Annotated in this window: 16 protein-coding genes and 2 pseudogenes; 8 read left to right on the top strand and 10 right to left on the bottom strand. The window is 62.5% G+C overall.

Annotated features, from left to right (window positions below):
* Positions 1-280: 280 nt before the first annotated feature.
* Positions 281-868, top strand: a complete 588-nt coding sequence (locus tag B9A95_RS12585; protein ID WP_084047607.1) for a hypothetical protein — start codon at positions 281-283, stop codon at positions 866-868.
* Positions 869-1,541: 673 nt separating this feature from the next.
* Here B9A95_RS12585 and B9A95_RS12580 read toward each other — a convergent pair.
* The gene (locus tag B9A95_RS12580) at positions 1,542-3,599 is read right to left on the bottom strand and encodes an ATP-binding protein (RefSeq protein ID WP_170928622.1); all 2,058 of its coding nucleotides are present in this window, start codon (positions 3,597-3,599) and stop codon (positions 1,542-1,544) included.
* Positions 3,600-3,727: 128 nt separating this feature from the next.
* On the opposite strand from B9A95_RS12580, the gene B9A95_RS12575 reads away from it, so the two are divergent.
* On the top strand, positions 3,728-5,773 hold the full coding sequence (locus B9A95_RS12575; RefSeq protein WP_139806749.1) for an ATP-binding protein: 2,046 nt from the start codon (positions 3,728-3,730) through the stop codon (positions 5,771-5,773).
* Positions 5,774-5,820: 47 nt separating this feature from the next.
* Here the strand turns inward: B9A95_RS12575 and B9A95_RS12570 are convergent, their stop codons facing one another.
* From B9A95_RS12570 to B9A95_RS36270, 3 genes are all read right to left on the bottom strand, one after another.
* On the bottom strand, positions 5,821-6,057 hold the full coding sequence (locus tag B9A95_RS12570) for a hypothetical protein (protein ID WP_084047604.1): 237 nt from the start codon (positions 6,055-6,057) through the stop codon (positions 5,821-5,823).
* Positions 6,058-6,314: 257 nt separating this feature from the next.
* Positions 6,315-7,523 carry a sensor histidine kinase gene (locus tag B9A95_RS12565; protein WP_084047603.1) on the bottom strand — a complete coding sequence of 403 codons (1,209 nt, stop codon included), beginning with the start codon at positions 7,521-7,523 and terminating at the stop codon, positions 6,315-6,317.
* Positions 7,524-7,771: 248 nt separating this feature from the next.
* Positions 7,772-7,903, bottom strand: a complete 132-nt coding sequence (locus B9A95_RS36270; RefSeq protein WP_281255856.1) for a hypothetical protein — start codon at positions 7,901-7,903, stop codon at positions 7,772-7,774.
* A gap of 252 nt (positions 7,904-8,155) precedes the next feature.
* On the opposite strand from B9A95_RS36270, the gene B9A95_RS12555 reads away from it, so the two are divergent.
* The gene (locus tag B9A95_RS12555) at positions 8,156-10,495 is read left to right on the top strand and encodes an ATP-binding protein (protein WP_084047601.1); all 2,340 of its coding nucleotides are present in this window, start codon (positions 8,156-8,158) and stop codon (positions 10,493-10,495) included.
* 479 nt (positions 10,496-10,974) lie between these two features.
* Here the strand turns inward: B9A95_RS12555 and B9A95_RS12550 are convergent, their stop codons facing one another.
* Both B9A95_RS12550 and B9A95_RS12545 read right to left on the bottom strand, forming a co-directional pair.
* Complete coding sequence (locus B9A95_RS12550) at positions 10,975-11,829, bottom strand: IS3 family transposase (RefSeq protein ID WP_084047600.1); 855 nt, start codon at positions 11,827-11,829, stop codon at positions 10,975-10,977.
* 20 nt (positions 11,830-11,849) lie between these two features.
* The gene (locus B9A95_RS12545; protein ID WP_084047599.1) at positions 11,850-12,119 is read right to left on the bottom strand and encodes a transposase; all 270 of its coding nucleotides are present in this window, start codon (positions 12,117-12,119) and stop codon (positions 11,850-11,852) included.
* Between the two features lie 67 nt (positions 12,120-12,186).
* Here B9A95_RS12545 and B9A95_RS12540 point away from each other — a divergent pair, with 67 nt between their 5' ends.
* The 4 genes from B9A95_RS12540 (at position 12,187) to B9A95_RS32215 (ending at position 15,334) form a co-directional block, all read left to right on the top strand.
* Positions 12,187-12,684 carry a type II and III secretion system protein gene (locus B9A95_RS12540; protein WP_281255855.1) on the top strand — a complete coding sequence of 166 codons (498 nt, stop codon included), beginning with the start codon at positions 12,187-12,189 and terminating at the stop codon, positions 12,682-12,684.
* 113 nt (positions 12,685-12,797) lie between these two features.
* A complete protein-coding gene (locus B9A95_RS12535) occupies positions 12,798-13,136 on the top strand; it encodes an HU family DNA-binding protein (protein ID WP_084047597.1) in 339 nt (112 codons plus the stop codon).
* A gap of 234 nt (positions 13,137-13,370) precedes the next feature.
* Positions 13,371-13,991 (top strand): DoxX family protein, encoded by a 621-nt coding sequence (locus B9A95_RS12530; RefSeq protein WP_084047596.1) that lies wholly within the window; start codon positions 13,371-13,373, stop codon positions 13,989-13,991.
* A gap of 599 nt (positions 13,992-14,590) precedes the next feature.
* Positions 14,591-15,334: a hypothetical protein gene (locus B9A95_RS32215; RefSeq protein WP_139806748.1), complete on the top strand. Its 744-nt coding sequence runs from the start codon at positions 14,591-14,593 to the stop codon at positions 15,332-15,334.
* Between the two features lie 235 nt (positions 15,335-15,569).
* On the opposite strand, the pseudogene B9A95_RS12525 reads toward B9A95_RS32215, so the two are convergent.
* Both B9A95_RS12525 and B9A95_RS34605 read right to left on the bottom strand, forming a co-directional pair.
* Positions 15,570-15,788, bottom strand: a pseudogene (locus B9A95_RS12525) (sigma-70 family RNA polymerase sigma factor); the annotation flags it as partial.
* A 7-nt stretch (positions 15,789-15,795) separates the two neighbouring features.
* Positions 15,796-16,110: a hypothetical protein gene (locus tag B9A95_RS34605; protein ID WP_212648318.1), complete on the bottom strand. Its 315-nt coding sequence runs from the start codon at positions 16,108-16,110 to the stop codon at positions 15,796-15,798.
* 75 nt (positions 16,111-16,185) lie between these two features.
* On the opposite strand from B9A95_RS34605, the gene B9A95_RS12520 reads away from it, so the two are divergent.
* Positions 16,186-17,196: an MBL fold metallo-hydrolase gene (locus B9A95_RS12520; protein ID WP_084047595.1), complete on the top strand. Its 1,011-nt coding sequence runs from the start codon at positions 16,186-16,188 to the stop codon at positions 17,194-17,196.
* Between the two features lie 191 nt (positions 17,197-17,387).
* Here the strand turns inward: B9A95_RS12520 and B9A95_RS37150 are convergent, their stop codons facing one another.
* Both B9A95_RS37150 and B9A95_RS37145 read right to left on the bottom strand, forming a co-directional pair.
* Positions 17,388-17,585, bottom strand: coding sequence for an IS66 family transposase (locus B9A95_RS37150; RefSeq protein WP_425429945.1), 198 nt, complete (start codon positions 17,583-17,585; stop codon positions 17,388-17,390).
* A 76-nt stretch (positions 17,586-17,661) separates the two neighbouring features.
* A pseudogene (locus B9A95_RS37145) lies at positions 17,662-18,540 on the bottom strand (IS66 family transposase); the annotation flags it as partial.
* Between the last annotated feature and the right edge of the window lie 266 nt (positions 18,541-18,806).

Raw genomic sequence — 18,806 nt, 5'->3', positions numbered from 1 at the left:
CAGCCGACCTGGACCTGGTGATCCAACGTGAGGTGCCCGAGGTGTTCGAGGTCGGTACACTGGCGTCACCGGAAGGGAACGCACCGTGACCATTCACCTTACCGCTGGACGAGGCGGGTTGTCGGGTCGTGTCCTGCAGGAGATGGGAACCAGGTGGCCGCATCACCTCGGACGCTCCTGAGCGGCCGGCAGGGGCGTCATGACCCCGTCACTTCACTCCCATTACGGTGCCTCCAGTTCAAAGGGACGGACGCCCTGCCCGTCCAATAGGAGGAGTACCATGACTGCAACAACCCTGCGGACCCTCGGCCTGATCACCCTGCTCACCGCGCCGGCCATGAGCCTTGAGGCCGCCCGCCACGGCTTTCAGAAGGTCGCCAATGAGCACACGGACCCCCTCGGGGCGCTGCTCTATGGACTGTTCTCGCTCGGCTGGCTGTGCGGCGTGCTCGGCCTGCGTCACCTGCGCGCCACTGGCACAGGCTGGGCCGGACGCTGGCTGCTCAATCTCCTGAGCGTGACCGTGACCCTGGCGATCTTGCAAACGCCAATGGACCTGCTGCGTGTGCCGACCGGCCATCCCCTCTACGTGGTCACGGATATCGCCTGGCCTCTGAGTATGCTGCTGACGCTGCTCGTGGGAATAGCGGCGCTGTTCGCACGTCAACTCTGCGGCTGGACCCGCTTCGTTCCGCTGTTCATGGGGGCGTTTATACCCATCATGGTGCTTCAGGGGACCTTGGGGTGGACCGTGCCCTACTTGTTTGACGTGCACACCGTGCTGGCCTGGGGGTTGTTGGGCGTCACGCTGATCAGGGCCGCCCGGGTCCGGTCTCTGCGTTCCCCCGACGTGACGTTCATGGCCTGAATTCAGCCTAATCCGGACCTGCAGATGCCCTCAACAGGGCATCCGCGACCAATTCCAGATCTCCGGCGGTGTCCTTGTCCGCCTTGCGGGGCCGAACTGAAGGTTGATGGGGCGCGGTCACGCTTCTCTATGACTCGGGCGTCACCTCCCCAAACGACCTCACCGATGCTGAGTGCAACGTCCTCGATCCGCTGACCCCTCCTGAACCAACCCCGCAAGTGGTCTTTGCGGGAAATTCTGGACAGCATCTTCTCTGTCCTCCGTGGGGGCTGTCGCCCGGTGGGGTACAGCGTCTCTCAAGACCTACTGGTCTGATTTAGAAAAACGTTGACAGTGGGGGAGAATGCCAGGAGGGCACGGGCTGGGCCATTCTCCTCTGCAGAAATGTCAAAGGACCTCTGAATCAGACCACTACCAGTATCTCTCCGATTCCGCCCAAGCGGGTGTCTGGAAAGCGTGGTTGCGGGGGTTTTGATAAATCCTACTCTTGTTCATGCGTGCGCGAACGTACTCGACGGACACAAGCGATGCCGAGTGGTTGATTCCCGAACCCCTCATTCCTGCGAAGTACAGGAAGTGGGGCCTGCAGAACAGCATCGGTGCGATCCCGCCCCGTCCCGCACCGATTTGCAGCGACAAACCGGGACCCACACAGCTGTCGCGGGCGCTACGTTCAGCTGTCCACCGCCCGGCTGAGCAGGGGGGCACCCGGTGGCGCCGCATCCAGGGGTGTTCGCCCACCTGCTTCGGCGGCTTCGGCGGCCTGCGCGTAGAATCCAGCCGCTTCACGTAACAGGAAGTTCGCGGCGGCTTCCGCTCCGGCGCGCATGAACCAGTGCATGGCGGCGCGCGAGTCACCCCCTTCCTTCCAGAGCCGGGCGATGCGAGACGGCCGGCCGTCTCGCCGTTCCAGCAGGCGCGCGGCGCTGCGGCACAACAAGCGGTACACGCCTTCCGGAATGCTTGCGCGGACCGCTTCGAGCATCAAGTCATGCGTGAACTGCGTGCCCTGCAGCACCTGCGCACGCTCCAGCTCCTCCCAGGCGTGAATGGTATCGAACAGGGGCGCACCCAGCATTTCCGCAATGAGCTCCGTGGTGAAGTCACTTTGCAAGACCGCTGCCGCGCGCACCACCTGAAGCGCTCCGGGTGACAGGCGGCCCAGCCGCCGCCGCAGCACTTCCTGAACGCCCGGCGGCAGCGGCAGGTGCTCCGGGGGGTCATGCACCGCGCCAAGTTCCAGCAGGTGCTGGAGCGTCTCCTGGATGAGTTGCGGGTTGCCGCCGGTGAAGCGTGCCAGCCGCGGCGCCAGGCGCGCCGCACCCGGCACGCCGATGTCCTGCAGCATCGCTTCCACCGCTTCGACCGTGAGCGGGCCCACTTCCACGTGCATCGCCAGCCCAGCCCGGACCAACCCGTCCAGCACCTCGGCCTGCTCGGCAGCCAGTTCGCCGGAACGGTACACCGCCACATGCGGGGGAATCCCACTCCCCCCGTGAAAGGGGAAGGCCCTGGAAATGAGCGCGTTGCCCAATGCCAGGCTGGCATGGTCGAAGTACTGCAGGTCATCGACCACAATCGCCGCCAGCTCCGAGCTGGTGCAGCGCACCAGCTCGAACTGGGCATCGAAAACCACCTGCCGCTCTTCCGGACTGCGCACCGGTGCTGGCGGAACCGCGCCGCGCAACTCCGGCAGGTACCGCGCCAGCGTCTCGCGCACCCAGTCCGGCAGATGCACATCCGGCTGTGCCGCGAGATGCGCGCGTGCCAGACGGGTATTCGTCGCGAATGGCGTCCCCGCGTCACCCGGCCGTGCCTCCACCCGCACCACCCGTCCTTTGGTCATAGCGAAGTCCTGCGCGAGCCGGCTTTTCCCGATTCCAGGCGGACCGCTGATGAGAATCAGCTTGCCCGCCTGCCACGCTGCCTCCAGTTGCGTCCAGACTTCCTCCCGGCCCACCAACCGAGCTGACCGCGCGAAGCTCCGGCCCTGTGCGGCGCGCGGCGGCACCTGCGGGACATGCCCGCCCTGGGCCACTTCCGCCGCTAGCGCCAGCGTCTCAGGTAGCGGCTCGGTCTGCAACTCCCGCGCCAGCGTCGCCTGGCAGGAGGCGAACGCCTGCAGTGCCCCGTCCCGGTCGCCCTGCAGGTACCGCAGGCGCATCAGGCGGCGGTACGCTTCCTCAGATACGGGGTCCAGGTGCACGTGCAGGTCCGCGAGCCGGGCGGCGGTCGCGTAGTCGCCAGCGTTCTCCAACCGAACCGCCTCACGCCGCAGCACCGCCAGCCGCTGCTCATCCAGCCGTTCGCGCTGCGCCTGCAGCCATCCGGCCAGGTCCGAACCGGGCTGCACCTCCAGCGACTGTAACAGTGGTCCCGCCTGGATTACCGCTTCGTCATACCCGCCAAGCAGGTACAGCTCGGACAGCGTTCGGGTGTCCACCGTGAGCGCCGGCGACAACGCCACAGGGTCGCTGCCCTGCACCAGCTCCACGCCCAGCTGCTGACGGGTGCGTCGCAGCAACTGCACCAGGTTGTTTCGGGCCGTCACCTCTGCCACTTCGGGCCACAGCAGGTCCGCGAGGCGGGTGCGCGAAGTTGCCCCTTCGAGCGCCAGGTACGCCAGCACCACCAGAGCCTTGGCCGCGACCGGCATCACCTGGGTAGACGCCGCGACCAGACGCCCAGGTCCAAGCAGGTCCAGCCGCCAGCCGGCCAGGGTCGACTCCATGAAACTTAGCGTAGCAAACCCCCGCGGGGCCCCCTGGCCCTTCGCAAACCGGAGCCAGTGGTACGGCAACACCCTGGTGTACAGCACGTGCTGCGGGCACCGGAACACCCTCTTGCTATGCTGGGAAGGTGTCCCCCACATGGCGCCTGCACGTCCTGGGCTCCCCCAGCCTGATTCGGATGGACGGCACCCTCGTGCCCTGCGACCGCCGCGTGGCGGGGCTGCTGGCGTATCTCGCTGTTGAAGGTCCCACGGCCCGTCACCAGATCGCCCAGCTGTTCTGGCCGGACGTGCCGGCCAGTCAGGCTGGCAACAACCTGGTTCATGCCCTCCGGCGACTTGAAAAGCAGTCGGGGGCTGTGCTGATCGTCCGCCAGCCGCAACTGCGCCTGGCTGGGAACATCAGCGTCGACCTGAAGGACCTGCTGGACGGCACCCTGTCCGCACTCACCGGCAGCACTGGCCAACTGGAAGGCCTGGAATTGGACGACGCACCCGACTTTATGGAGTGGCTGATGGCCATCCAGGAGCGCGTGAGCATCGTGCGCGAGCAGGGTATTCGGCACGCCATTGATGACGCCGTCACGCGCGGCGACGTGACCGGCGCACTGATGCTCGCCCGCCGGCTGCTTGACCTCGACCCGCTGTCAGAACACGGGTACCGGGCGCTGATGCGCCTGCATGCCCTCGATGGCGACCGGGCGACGGCCCTCAAAGCCTACCGCCGCTACAAAGCGCTGCTGGACCGTGAACTGGGCGTGGCGCCGCACCCGGACCTGGTGCAGTTTGCCCGGGACATTGACGCGGGACGCCTTCCACGCGCGCCTGAACACCCCCGCATCCCGATGGCTGTGCTGCGCCCACCGCACTTGGTGGGCCGTGAGGAAGCGTGGCAGATGATGGAGGACGCCTGGGTTGCGGGGAAAACCATCTACCTGTCCGGCGCGCCCGGCGCCGGTAAAACCCGGCTGGCGCAGGATTTCGCCCGCAGCAAGGGCGCTGTGCTGTACCTGCAGGGCCGTCCGGGTGAACAGGACGTCCCGTTCTCGGGCGCGGCCCGCAACGCCCGGGCGCGGCTGGCCGCTGCCCCCCACGTGCGCCTTCCAGCGTGGGTGAAGCGCGAGCTCGCGCGTATCCTCCCGGAATTTCGTCAAGGCGAAGCGCCATTGCCGCTGCTGGACGAAGAGGAGCGGCTCACCTTCTTCCAGGCACACCTCGAAATGATCCGGTTGACCAGCCCCGGCTTCACGGCCACCATCACTGACGACATTCAGTACTACGACCCGGCCACCATGGACCTGGGTGTGTTCTTTCTGTCGCAGAGCGCCACACTCGGCGGTCAGGGCAATGTCCCCCACCACCTGATCGTCTTCCGGCGCGACGAATTTCCGCCGGAATCGCAGCGCACCATGGAACGGCACGTCAGTTCGGGCAGCGCCGTCCGAATTGACGTGGAACCCCTGTCACAGCCGGCAATCACGCAGTTGCTGGCCACCCTGGCCATCCCCGAGGCGCTGCAGATATCGGGTATCATCACCCACAGCACCGGAGGAAACGTCCAGTTCGTGCTTGAGGCGGTCAAGCACATGTACGAAACCGGCAATTTCAGTACGGAGGGCCAGACGCAACCGATGCCGGACACCATCGGCACCATCCTCCACCAGCGACTTCAGCGACTCTCCCCTGCGGCCGTGCAGGTGGTTCGCGCCGCCGCCGTCTTGCGGACGGACATCTCCATCGAACGGGTCGCTGAACTGCTGAATACACCCCTGTTTGCCACTGCCGCCGCGTGGGAGGAACTCGAGCTGGCTCAGGTACTGACTGGGGAACGCTTCAGCCACGATCTCATTCAGGAAAATATCCTGAACACGACGCCCGCACCGGTCCGGCAGATCCTGCACCGCGCCGCCGCCCGCGTCCTGACAGATCATGGCGCCGCGCCCGCCGTGATTGCCGGGCACTGGCGTGCCGCCGGCGCCGCCCTGCAGGCAGCCGCGTGGCTTCATCGGGCCGCGCACGCTGCAGAAGCGACCTTGCGGTTTCAGGAAGCGGCTGACCTCTACCGCGCCGCTGCACACGCCCTGACGGACGCCGGTGAAGCTTCGCAGGCCCACGCGGCGCTGGAACTCGCTGCGCGCGCGGACATTGCGCACGCTCAGCTTCCCGCACGGTAAACACCCTACACACGAGGTTGGGTCCACCGAACCAGCATCCCGGCGATTTAGAGCATTTGACAGAATAAGGACATGCAGAAACGGGTAGGGGCGCGAGGATAGAGCGTGGATCTGCGGGGGCGGGCTTTGACGTCTTCTTCGCCATGCTGCTTGGCATGCCGCCAATTGGACAGCAGGTCGAAATCACTGCCCATGGCGGCCTGCACCAGCGCTTCCCTGCCCGGTCGGTAGGCAACCAGGTATTCGCCGTTGTAGTACTGCCAGAGGTCGTCCAGTTCCGTCAAACGCCAGCTTCCCTGACCCCAGGCCTATTTCGATGGACCCCCTCAAGCAGCACCAGCCATTCTTTCCGGCGAAGGGGACTGTCTGGCATCACGGCAATCGGATGATCATTGGAGCGAAGTTTACCCTTTGGGCGCGCTGCCATCCGCACCAGTTTAACGATTCTCCAGAAAGCCCCTCCCCGCTGCCAGCTTCAAGCCAGCGCAGGAAGGGGGCAACGTTTGACGCAAGTTGTCCGTGTCAACGGCAGAAGAGCAGGCTAGGCCACCACACTGGGCTGCTTGGGCCAGGCGAACCAGAACGTCGCCCCCTGATCCACTTTTCCTTCCCCCCACACGCGGCCCCCAAACCGCTCACACACCCGCTTCACCGTCACCAATCCAATCCCCGTCCCCTCGTAGTACTTCGAGGAGTGCAGCCTTCCGAACAGCCGGAACAGTTTGCCCTTCGAGCGCATATTGAAGCCCGTTCCGTTGTCCTCCACGCCGAGGTGATACTCCCCCTCAACTTCTCGGACCGTGACGTGAATCCGGGCCTTCTCCTGCCCTCGCGTGAACTTCAGCGCATTCGCCACATACTCGTCCAGCGCGAGATAGAGCGCCTGGCTGTCCCCCTGCACGGTGGGAAGCGGGTCGTGCGTGATCTGTACGACGCGGCCCACCATGTACGGCTGAGCGTTTTTCAGCACCTCCTGGAAGACCCGCTGAAGGTCCACCCGTTGCAGGTGGATCCGCATGTGCCTGGCCTGCATGTACCGCTCTACAGAGGCCATCAGGTTCATGACCTGCTGAACGGACCGCTCCGTATTCACCAAGGGGTGGTTCACCTCTTCCTGCACTTCTCCCAGCGTTTGGCGGAGCAGCCCCAGGAAGCTCATGGCACGGGCAGTTGGGAGGTGGAGTTGCTGAACAAAGAGGGTGACCGTCTGCTCCAGCTCCTGATGAAGCGAGCGCACGGTGGCAGCTTGCTTCTCGATCACGACCGTCTGCGCGACTTCAACGTCCAGCAGGTCTTGATGCACCTGTTTGTAGGTGGTGATGTCCGTGACGACGACGTGGTAATGCAAGAAGTCGCCCTGGTGCTGTGCGAGGATCACGTCAACGAGCATGTCGGAGACCGCTCCATTGAGGTGCAGGAGTTGGGCTTCACCGCGTTGCTTGAGGGAGGTTTTGGACACCTGCTTGAGGAGGGTGCCGAACGATCCCTGAGAGACGGGCGACATGAATTGATCGAGTCGTTTGCCGAGCAGTACGTCCAGGGCGCGGCCGAGTAAGCCACTCGCGGCAGCGTTGGCGTCGGTGATGCGGCCCTGGGAGTTCAGCAGGAAGGCTGGATTGGGCGCTTCAGCGAACAGGGTAGCGTTCCGCTGTACGACGGTGTGGAGGTCACGGAGCTGGGCTTCAAGGGCATCGAGCCGTTGCTGAACTGCCACGGGGAGTGCGGCGTAGTCCTGTTCTGAATGCGTCATGGTGCTGTTCCTCAAGTGCCTGCGGAATGGGGGAATCCAGTGGCAACTTCAGGACCAGGGGATGGGAGCGGAAGAACGAATGTATGGGCACCTTAGCTCATGGAGAGAGCCCCCATGGGTCATATCATCCATTCTCACTGAGGACAGGCTTGGTCTCAGCGCAAAAAGGTTTCCTCTGCGCTGGCTGCGGCCAGTGGCAGAGAGGGAGTAATTCCTGCTGTTTAGCGCTGGGGGCTCTTCAAGGTGCTTTACCGTCCACCCGGCGCGGGGCAGACCAGGCGCAGCTGCTCGATCAGGTCCTTGCCCAGATCCACGCCGCCATACTTCGTGGTTTGCCCGTTCGAGAGCACTTCCTTCCCGCCGCCGTCAATCAGTTGCACGCGGCCCGCCTAAGCAACCTGGGGCCAGCTGCTGAGCAGGGACACATCCCATAGGAGGTCTGGAACCAAAATGGGTATGACACCGGTGAACGCGGCGGCAGTTTAGGAGCGTTCTCCGGGGCTTTGGGGCCCGGTTAAGGTTCAGGGTGTAGTCACCAGAGCGGTTCATGTGCTCGGTTGTGTCAGGGTTGATTCCTACCCTGACTTCGACCTGAGAAGATCGGATGGCGCTGAGCGCCGAGTAAGGAACCCATGTCAGAGACGAACGCGCCACCCACCACACCGCTGGAATCCGCTTTGCTGCAACGTGCTGCCCTGTTGATGGCCTCCTTGTCGGACGTCACCGAGCAGCTGGCCACGACCCACACGCAAGCGGACATTCTGGAGATCGTTTTGCGTCCCGCCGTACAAACCCTGGGCAGTCAGGTGGGCACTGTTTTACTCGTACAGGGTGAGGGCCTGAACGTCGTTACCCAACACGGCCAGGAAGAGATTACGCAGAGCATCTGGCAAGACGGTCCCCTCTCAAATCGGACGCCTGCCACGGCCGTGCTAGAGACCCATGAACCTCTCTTCTTCGAGCACGGCGGGGGCCTTACCACCGCCTATCCCGAATTCGAGCTGGGCACAGGTGGGAAGGCAACAGTGTCGAGCGCTGTGCTCCCGATGTTTTTGGATGGTCATCCGCTCGGTGTCCTCGTCCTCGACTTCAAGGAGAGTCACAAGTTCACAGACGTAGAGGTCTACTTTCTGCGAACGCTTGTGGCTCACTGTGCCGTCGCCCTGGGACGGGCGAAGTTCAACGACACGTTGGAGCGCCGCATTCACGAGCGCACCCGGCAGATCGAAGAGGAAGCCCACGCCCAGGAAGTATTCGCGGCGTTCACTGAGAGCGTGGGCAACGAGAGCGACGTCCTCGCGCTGTGTGACAAGGCCTTCGAGGTGATGAATACGCGCTTCAACGAGTACAGCAGTGCGTACTATGAGGTGCAGGACGGTCTGTGGAAGGCCCTGGCCTGGACCACGGAAATGACGGCCGAGCAGATCAGTATGATCCGTGCCGGGTTGCCGTTGGACGTGCCCTCGTTCGCGCAAGCACTACAAACGAAGCAACCCGTATTCATCGATGGCTGGGACTCCCAACGCGACCAGATTGAGAACACCGACGTGTTTGGCCCGGTGTGTATTTATCCCTTGGTCGTGATGGATGAGGTGCATGGCCTCTTCACGGTAGGTTTGCGCGTCGGCGTGCAGTGGCAAGATCGTGACCGGGCCCTGATGCGCGCATTGGGCCGCAGCCTCACCCTCGCCCTGGAGCGCACCGAGGCGGCGCGGCACCTGGAAGCCCAGAACAGCGAATTGAACGCCCGCAATCAGACGCTGGCGGCCTTCGAAGAATGGACGCACGACCTCACGGGTGACCTCGACCCATATGAACTGATCGGGCGCGCGCAGGCGTTGTTGCATACCCTTATTTCCCTCAACGCTGCTCTGTACTACGAACGAGAGGGGGAGCGCTGGGTGGTGCGGCGGATGCTGGGCGAGTACGGCAGTGAAGGACTTCGGCGCGCCCATGAAGCCGGGCTCCCCCATGCCACCACCGGCAACCTCCGCATTCCGTTCGAGACAGGTGAGACGTACTACCAGCATGTCTACGACGCTGAGACCGATCAGCTGTCTGGAGACATGACGCACGTGACGGCGACCGCGATGGTGCCGCTCAAGACCTCTCGGGGTGTGCGGGGCATTCTCGGCCTGGGCCTGTTCTCCCGTACTGGATGGGCGCAGGCAGACCGCAACATCATCGAGACGGTGAGGCGAAGTCTGGACTTGGCACTCGACCGGACGGAGAAAGCGGCGGAACTCTTGCGGGAACGCACCTTGCTCACCGAGCGCACGGCAGCCCTCACGGCGGCCAACGAGGAACTTGAAGCCTTTGCGTACAGCGTGTCGCATGACCTACGTACGCCGGTGCGTCACATCCTCGGTTTCAACGATTTGCTGCGCAAAACATTGGGAGATACGGCAGACGTCAAGGCAACGCGATACTTAACTGTAGTGGATGATGCAGCAAGACGCATGAACATCCTCATTGACGCGATGCTTGACCTGTCCCGCATGGCGAGGGTGCCGCTGCGCTTCGGGCCGGTAGACCTGGGAGCGCTGTTGGAGGCGGTTCGCGTGGAATTAGAGCCGGAAATGCAGGACCGCACGGTCCTGTGGGTGATGTCGCCGCTGCCGCTTGTGGCAGGCGATTACGACACCTTGCGGCAGGTCGTGACGAATCTGCTGAGTAATGCCCTCAAGTACACCCTTCCCCGAGACGAGGCGAAAGTCGAGGTGTGGACGGAAGAAGATCCGGAGGAGTGGAGGGTGCTGGTGCGGGACAATGGGGTGGGCTTCGACCCACGCTACGGGGACAAGCTGTTTGGGGTGTTTCAACGCCTGCACCGGGTGGACGAGTTCGAGGGAACAGGCGTGGGCCTCGCCAACGTGCGCCGGATTGTGCAGCGGCACGGTGGGCGGGTGTGGGCACAGGGGACGCCGGGTGAGGGAGCGACGTTCGGCTTTTCGCTGCCCAAGGTGCCCTGAACGTCACCCCCTGGCTGCAGGGGTGGTGGCGGTACTCCCCCCTTACTGCGCCATCCACAAAGCGGAGCGGACGCCGGTCATTGGAGATACACCGGTACTCAAAGGGCAACAATTTATCTTGGCGTGTGATGCGGAGGGCGTCCGTATCAGGTATCCCTTCAAGTGGGAAGTAGCGGTCCGCAATTCCCAGACCACCGCCATCAATGTCGTCTACAACTCTCCTGGACTCACTCGTGCAGCAACGACCCTCCAACAGCTCGGTGGGGCAACCCGCCTGCTCATCAACCACAGCCGCGAGGCAAGTTGACCGAAGGTACGGCCCCAAGCCTGGCCAGCCTCGGAACTCTACTCTGGCCCGCAACCCCCTTGGCCTGACCATCTCGCTCAATGCCCTCAAGACCATGGCCTGGCCCCAAAGTTTGGACGGTTCCGAGTAGAGACTCGGCTCAAGAACAGGGTACAACACGGGACCTCAAACCTTACCCAGGGGCCGGGATGACGTGCTGCTCTGCGGTGCCCTGTCCACAGAGCAGCACGTCATCCTGGTCCCTGGCCTGCTGGGCAAACTGGTCGGGTGTGCGGTAGCCCAGCGACGAATGTGGCCTCCTGGCGTTGTAGAACGTACGGTAGCTCTCCAGCAGCACCTGGGCGTGCTTAGCTGAGTAAAATACTTCCCTCTTTAGACACTCCTCTCGAAGCCGAGAGTGAAAGCTCTCGGCATACCCGTTCTGCCAAGGTTTTCCCGGTTGAATGAACCGGGTGCCGATGTCCTGAACGGCCAGCCAAATCCCCAGATCACGGGCAATGAACTCCGGGCCGTTGTCGCTGCGGATAAACCCTGGAGCACCACGTTGCCGGATCACCTTGTGTAGGACGTCCTTCACGTCTGCGGACGTGAAGGACTCTGCCACCCGCAGAGCCAGAGATTGCCGGGTGAATTCGTCCGTGAGACTCAGGATCTTCAGCGCTTGTCCTCCCAGGGTCTGGTCGAAGATGAAGTCGTACGTCCAGACGTGGTCATGGAACTCGGCCTGCAAGGGGACAGATGCTCCGGTGCGGATTTTTCTGCTGGGCTTCGTTTTGACACTCAGGGCTTCCTCCCGCCAGAGTCGCCGGATCTTCTTCCTGTTGAGGTGGTGGCCGTCCTGGACGAGCAGGGCGTGAATGAACCGGTAGCCCCGCCGTGGATGCAGGAGGGCCAGTTCACGAAGACGCTGTCGAAGTTCGCTGTCCTGGCGACGTTTCGGTTGGTAATGCCAGGTCGATTTGGGCAGGCCCACCAGGAAGCAAGCCCGTTCGGGCTTGACGCGTGCCGTGACGAGTTCCTGCACCATGGCACGTTTCTCAGTAGGCGTTACCGCTTTTTCTGAATCACCTCCTTCATCGCATCCATCTCCAAGCGCTGCTGCCCCACAATCCGCAGGAGACGGGCGTTTTCCTTCTCGAGCTGACGAAGCCGTTTGGCTTCGTCAGCCGTGGTGTCGCCGTACTTCTTCTTCCAGGCGTAATAGGACGCGGTGCTGCACCCCAGGTCGCGGCACAGCTCTTCGACCGACTTTTCGCCCTTTTTGGCGTCCTGAAGCAGTGTGATGATCTGATCTTCGCTGAACTGTTGAGTTTTCATAGGGAGCCTCGCTTTCCAGCCTAAGGCTGGCGGCGAGCCTGAACCTCTACTTCACTCCGTCCAGTTTTTGGGGGGCACTCCAACCAGTGGAGCGGCCCATGTGCTGGCGCAACCGCGCGTAACCACCATTGACGGTCTGGAAGCGAGAATCAACAGCACGCAGACCACGCCAGTTATCACTGGACAAACGGGTGGTGGGACCAGCGTGCAGACCATCACGACCGGGATCACCTTGAGGCTGACCCTTACTAAGGTGGCCCCAGATGGAACAGTGGAAACCAGCCCCACGATCAGCGTGAGTGTGCCGACGGGCACGACCAGTCAGGGTGTCCCCAACTTCAGTACGCGGGAGGCCATCACAACGGTGCGGGTGGGCAACGGGGAACCAATTGCCATTGATGAACTTCTGGAAACCCGAAAAGTTGAAGGGTCTCAAAAGGTGCTGTTTCTTGGTGACATCCTGATTTTAGGGAAGCTGTTTACCACCACACGCAGTGATATCCACAACACAGATCTGGTGATCGTCGTCACACCACGTCTGGTAATCACCCCAAACCAGCACTGATACTTCGAGGCGAGATCAGGAGCAGCGGTTCGCCCACTCGTCCTGACGCCCAATTGCCCAGTTTCTTGCAATTGCTCTTGTTTTTCGCGTGCTGGACGTTGCAGGACGCAGGCATGACGAAAAAGAGCCCGAAAAACGCCGTTGCAGCCGCTCCTAACGCCAGCACGGGGGGCAAGATCGGTAAAGCCCAACTCGTGGAGACGGTGGCCGAAATGACCGGCCTGAGCAAGAAGCAGAGCGACGCGGCCGTGGAACCCATGCTGGAAAGCGTGATTGGCGGGCTGCGCGCTGGTCAGAACGTGACACTGCTCGGCCTGGGGACCCTGAGCGTCAAGGCCACCGCAGCGCGCACGGGCGTCAAGCCGGGCACCAGCGAGAAGATCCAGATCCCCGCCGGCAAGAAAGTCAGTTACAAGGTCGCCAGCACCCTGAAGGGAAGCGTCAACGGCTGAGCTGGAGGACAAGACGAGGGGAGGCCCAAGCAGCACGCTCTGGGCCTTCCCTCTCTGTGCCACCCTATGGCCGAGCGATCTGGGCCCCATAGCCTGCTCTGGCCTGTACCCAATGAGGACAGAGAGACAGGTATTCAAACAGCCTGTCGTGATTGATCCAAACCCCCGCTTCTGGCATATAGCCAGGTAGCACTGGGGTGAGCCACATCGGCCCCGGCCCTACCGGAGGTTGATATGAGACATACCTCAAAAATTGAGGAACGGTCGTTGGCGCGTGTTCCCGCTTCACTCCCGCTATCCCCTGAACGAGCCAATCTGGCCAACATCCTTGACCTTCACGAAGCTCGTCTCCTGGGTTGGTGGGCCAGGCATGGTATTACGCTGCTGCGGCTCTCGCTTGGCCTGATTTTCTTCTGGTTTGGCGTGCAAAAGTTCTTCCCAGGCCTAAGTAGCGCCGAAGGACTGGCGACCCGGACCATTTCTGTCCTGACCTTCGGTCACGTGCCGCCCCAGGTGAGTCTCCCTCTGCTGGCCTCCTGGGAGTGCCTTATTGGCCTGGGACTCCTCACCGGCCGGTTCCTCCGGTTGACTCTGCTCCTCCTGTTCGCACAGATGGCCGGAACGTTCTTGCCGCTGGTCTTCTTCCCCCACGAGACTTTCAAGAGCGTTCCTCTGGTCCCGAATCTGGAGGGTCAGTACATCATCAAGAATCTGGTGCTGATTGCAGGAGCGTTGGTGGTGGGTGCGACGTCCCGTGGTGGAGCGCTCATCGCCGATCCCAAGGCTGCCCGGTCAGCAGAAAAGATGCAGGCTTTGCATGCACGCTTTCGCCGCCGTTTTCACCGCGAGCCTTAAAGGCTTGGTGGGGGAACAGTGGGGGGATTTAACGTCTTGAACCGCTGTATGGCCATCCCTGCGACCCAGGCATGAGCAGGAAGGCCTGATTTCTCCCAGCAGTCGCAGTGGGTACAGATGTCTTGAAGCGCGAGATAAGCGGCCTCTTCAGGATCGGGGAGCTGGTAACGCTGAGCAAGCGCGAGCAGGAGAGGTAGGAAGAGCTTGAGGCATGGCTGCACGTCACTGCCCTTGCTCCTCCGAAGAGCGAGCAAGGCAGTTCGACCTTGCTCGCTCGAATATGACCCCACCTCCTCATTGTCCTCACTGAGTGCGGTCAGTAGGGCTGGATTTCCTACAGATCTCCTAAGGACAAAAACCCACTCCTCCTGGCTTGGCAAGAACAGAAGTTTATAGATTTTACCCCGACAGAATACCCTTTTTTTGTCTTCTCTAAGCCCAGTTCGGACAGAGACCCTCGCGGGCTCCTTGTAGCGGGTTCTATTCCGAAATCCATCATCTGGCCCATGCGAAGTTCAAAGGCCATGCGACAGACTGTATCGGTGTGTGCTTCTCTCTGGCCTACCCCTCCCGAACGTCTGCGTGCCGAGGTTCAAGCCATGCTGGCAGCCTTGCAAGAAGCTTTCGATGACATGGTTTTACCTGGACATTGCCGTGGCCTCTATTTCAAAGGGAGTGCCAGCAAAGCCTGGCGGAGTCCATCCGACTATGTGCCGGAATTGAGCGACTTGGATTTGCATATCTGGTTTCATCATGAAGCTGACGTGCAAAGGTGGGCTTCCACAGAGGTGGCACTCCGTTTTGTAGAACGTACCGAAGCAGGCTACCTCCGCCGGGTGCCTGCGCCCCTGCACTGGCCCCGGCCTCAAGTGATGGTTCTCAATAAGTTGCTGGCACAGGAAGGTTTCGCTCGATCTTCAGTCACGGTCCTTCATGGCGAACCCTACCCAGGCGCTGTGCCCGATCCCAAAGTCGATCAGCAAACGTTGCTGCGTGTCTACACTGAAGCGCAAACCCAAGGGCTCAACTTCCTCGACAAGCCTGGCCCGTATGGCTGGGCGGCACTCCGCGCGATCCACTTCCGGCTCTCTCCAACTCCCTCGAGGTTGTTAAGCGCATTGGGCGCCGGCGAGTGGGCGTGGCAACAACCCCGAAGTGTTCTCCTCGAAGAACTGCGTTCACGCGGTTTAGAGGATGTCGCTGAGCTTTTCGAAAGGTACTACCGCCTGGCTTGGGCAGGCTACGCAACCCAGTGGAAAGATGGTCAGGTTCTCCGTGAGACGACCAGCGCCGGGTTGGCTGCCCTTGAAGCAGCTGTGGCGGCACTGCCCCAGAACAGTTGAACTCAAGTTTGGAGAGCACATCTCCCCTGAAGAGGAGAAGTTCATCCCCTTGAAGAGCACGAGTTCCACGATCTAAGGGTATTTATTGATACCGGCCTTGATGTGAGGCGCGGTATCAAGGAGATGTTCCATCTGGGCAATGCTTCTCAGAGGGATGAGCACACCCGGCGTCCCGAACTTGAGCCGGGATCAATAGACCAGAGTGCAGGTCGGAGAGCGCTTGAATAGCATGACTGTTCATGGTCTCCACCATATGCACGGGGATAAGGATGTTCCGCGCCTGATCTGCCATCGCCCGTGTAATGGCCTGCCGAATCCACCAAGTGGCGTAGGTGGAGAACTTGAAGCCCTTGCGGTACCCAAACTTCTCCACAGCACGGATGAGGCCCGTGTTTCCTTCCTGAATCAGGTCCAGCAGTCCCATGCCGCGGTTGTTGTACTTCTTGGCGATGCTGGCTTTCTTACTCTTGAGCGAGCGTCGGTAAGCGTGTTAAGGCAATGTTGAGCATCCGTACGGCCTCCTCCAGATTACGGATGGGGGCCGATCCTCCATCACTGACCTCGCGCTCGTGCGTGAGCGCCTGCTGGTACTGCCCATGCAGTGACGTCAGAGCTAAAGTTGGTTCACTGAACAGCCGCCGGCGTTCTGCCGCATCTTTGCAGTGCGCGCTTACACATAAATTGACTTCCAACTTGGACAGCTCGGGGCGCGAGCCCGCTGGTCCTTTGAACTCTGGGAACGCCATGTGCAGGTCTGAGGAGAGCTGTCCGACCACCTGGGCGCAAGTTCAATACACCACGCTCCGCAGCGCAGTGGCGTTGAGCCGGCCAGACGCTTTACAGTGCGGCTCATGACTGTTCTGCCCGCTGTGGCCTGCCACGTCACTGCCGGCGGCACGCGGGTCTACACCGTGACCCTGCGGGCGTTTCCCCACTTTCAAGCAAATAGCTTTCTGGTGGTTCAGGGCGAGCCCACGGCGCCAAGCTACGTGGCCCTGGTGGACATGGGCAGCGCGCACGAGGACAGCCTGGGCGACCTGCAAGCAGGCCTGGCGCACATCTACTCGGAATACGGCGAGATGTGGGCCTGGGACACCCTCAGCCGGCTGGTGGTCACGCACCCTCACCCCGACCATGTGGGCGGGCTGCCAGCCGTGCGGGCGCTGACCCCCGCGCCGGTCGCGGCCCACACCTGGGCGGTCTCGGCCCTGGAGCAGCCCGAGTCGCGCGGCGCCGCGTGGCAGGATCAGGTCGAGGGCCACCTGCGCTGGGCAGGCATTCCCACAGAGAGCAGTTACGCCGGGCGTCTGCGCCGCCGGGCCCACACCCTGATGCTGCCCAGCCGCGTGGCGGTTCAGACGCCTCTCCAAGACGGCGACCTGCTGGACGGCGTCTTTCAGGTCATTCATACTCCCGGCCACGACGGCGCGCAGGTGTGCCTGCGGATGGACGACCTGTTGCTCAGCGCCGATCACCTGCTGCCGCACTCCTCACCGCCGCTGATGCCGGAGCGCTCCCAGCGGGGAGCGGGGCTGCAGCACTACCTGGATTCGTTGAATCGCATCGAGGCGCTCGAAGGCGTGGAGGTCGCACTGGGCGGTCACGGCGGCCCCATGGCCGACTGGCGTGGGCGCGTCCGCGAGTTGCGGGCACGGTATCAGGACAAGCTGGCGGCCGTGCAGGCGGCGGCCCAGCAGCCCGTCACCATTTACGACCTGTTGCTCGCGCTGTACCCGAACCTGCGCCCCGCACAGGCCATCTTGCTGCTGGATCAGACGGCGGCGTTGGCCGAGTATCTGGGGCAGCAAGGGGGGCTGAAGGAAACGCAGCGGGAAGACGGCGCCGCCCTGTTTCAGACATGAAGCCGAAGCCGGAACAGCAGCAGCGGGGCTGGGGGCTTACCGTGCAGACCGATCTGGGCGGCCGCCTGAACCGGCAGTGGCAGGTGACCACGCAGGGAGAGCGGGCCGTGCTGCGCCGCTGGCATGGACCGCGACGACGCTGTAGATGAACTGCGCTTCCTGAAACAGTATGTGATTAGCGCGTGGGGCGGTCAGCGGGGTGCAGCGCGAACTTGAAGACTGACCAAGACGTCCATGGGGTGCTGTGCGTGGCGTTTGGCGGTTTCCACGACGCTCTTGATCATGGCGTAGCTGTCCGCTCCCTCCTGCGTTTTGCTGCACTGTGACACTTTGCGGGCGATGACCCCAGACCGCAGCGCGCGCTCTGCGGCATTGTTCGTCGGTGGGATGCTGGGGTCGTCCAGGAACCTCTTGAGGTTCCTGCGCTGGTGGTGCTTGAGCAGCCCTTTTTCGGAGCCGCTCGTTGACTTTGCTCTGAAGGGGTCGGCGGTCGAGCAGCCCGGTGACGCGGGTGTGGATGGCGTACCCAGCGCCCCGGTACTGCGCCAGGGTGATCTCTTTGCGGCTGAGTTGCCGATGCAGGCTGTGCGCGTCCTGGAAGGCCTGGCGCAACCGAGTAGCGTAGACGATGTCCTGTCCACGGCGGCCTTCGTGCAGCACCACGGCTTCTTGCACATTGCGAATGACATGCCGGATGCACTTCTGGTGCTGGCTATCTGTGAACGTCGCGTGATCGTAGACGTTATACCGATCTGCGACCAGCGTGCCCCCGAAGGTCTCGCCCAGCAGCTCTTTGAGCTGCTGGTGGGTGTGCTGCGTACGGATCTGCAACAAGACGTGCTGCGGGGTGCAGGCCACTTGCAGCCAGGCTTGGGTACCGTTGATGCGCCAGCCGGTGTCATCCTGATGGACTACAGGGGCAGCCTGAACGGCCGTTTTGATCTGCTGGTAGGCCTCGGCCATGGGAGTGCCCGCGGCTGTTGTGCGGGTGGTCGCTTGATTCACGGCGCTCTGCGTGATCTTCACCCCGCACAGTTGGTGCAGCACGTCCGGCACCTTGCGCTCCGGGAGACCTACACCATGGTGCAGATACTGTGTCGCGGCGAGCAACCGAGGCCCCAGTCGATGGGCGGTGGCGCCCCGTTGAGTGGGGCATAGATCGGGAGGTCTGCCGCGAACATCTCGCCCACATTTCGGGCAGGTGGGGACGGGCACGTTGTACTGCGTGATCTCGGGCTTGACTTGGGGCAGCTCGGTGATGAACGCCAGGTCGGTCTTGTACGCCCTTCGGTCCAACGGCGTCCGACAGAAGACGCACGTGTTCGCCGGCTCGACATCAATCATGCGCGTGACGGTGTCAAGCGCTGGAGCATGCTTAAAGCTAAAGAGCCCTTGCCCGGCGCGGCGTCCGGGTGGCTTCGGGTCTACCTTGGGCGTCTCGCGGCTGTGCGGCGCGACATACCGCTTGACCTGCCGTTCCAGTTGCTCAATGCGCTTCTTCTGGCGGGCATTCTCCTCGGTCAGCACCTTGATCTGAGTGATCAGGAGCGCGATCTGCTCGGCTTGCTGGGCATTCTGCTCGAGCAGTACCTCGCGAGTCACCTCCTCCG

Origin of the sequence: Deinococcus hopiensis KR-140 (assembly GCF_900176165.1) — a bacterium.
In the GTDB taxonomy this organism is placed as follows: domain Bacteria; phylum Deinococcota; class Deinococci; order Deinococcales; family Deinococcaceae; genus Deinococcus; species Deinococcus hopiensis.
The sequence above is the reverse complement of the archived record's forward strand: the minus strand, read 5'-3'. Positions and strand labels throughout refer to the sequence as shown.

Excerpts from the sequence above, each read along its gene's own strand:
- B9A95_RS12535 (WP_084047597.1), top strand. The coding sequence starts at position 12,798 with ATGACGAAAAAGAGCCCGAAAAACGCCGTTGCAGCCGCTCCTAACGCC.
- B9A95_RS12555 (WP_084047601.1), top strand. The coding sequence starts at position 8,156 with ATGTCAGAGACGAACGCGCCACCCACCACACCGCTGGAATCCGCTTTG.
- B9A95_RS12520 (WP_084047595.1), top strand. The coding sequence starts at position 16,186 with ATGACTGTTCTGCCCGCTGTGGCCTGCCACGTCACTGCCGGCGGCACG.
- B9A95_RS12565 (WP_084047603.1), bottom strand. The coding sequence starts at position 7,523 with ATGACGCATTCAGAACAGGACTACGCCGCACTCCCCGTGGCAGTTCAG.
- B9A95_RS12545 (WP_084047599.1), bottom strand. The coding sequence starts at position 12,119 with ATGAAAACTCAACAGTTCAGCGAAGATCAGATCATCACACTGCTTCAG.
- B9A95_RS12550 (WP_084047600.1), bottom strand. The coding sequence starts at position 11,829 with ATGGTGCAGGAACTCGTCACGGCACGCGTCAAGCCCGAACGGGCTTGC.
- B9A95_RS12530 (WP_084047596.1), top strand. The coding sequence starts at position 13,371 with ATGAGACATACCTCAAAAATTGAGGAACGGTCGTTGGCGCGTGTTCCC.
- B9A95_RS12585 (WP_084047607.1), top strand. The coding sequence starts at position 281 with ATGACTGCAACAACCCTGCGGACCCTCGGCCTGATCACCCTGCTCACC.
- B9A95_RS12580 (WP_170928622.1), bottom strand. The coding sequence starts at position 3,599 with ATGGAGTCGACCCTGGCCGGCTGGCGGCTGGACCTGCTTGGACCTGGG.
- B9A95_RS32215 (WP_139806748.1), top strand. The coding sequence starts at position 14,591 with ATGCTGGCAGCCTTGCAAGAAGCTTTCGATGACATGGTTTTACCTGGA.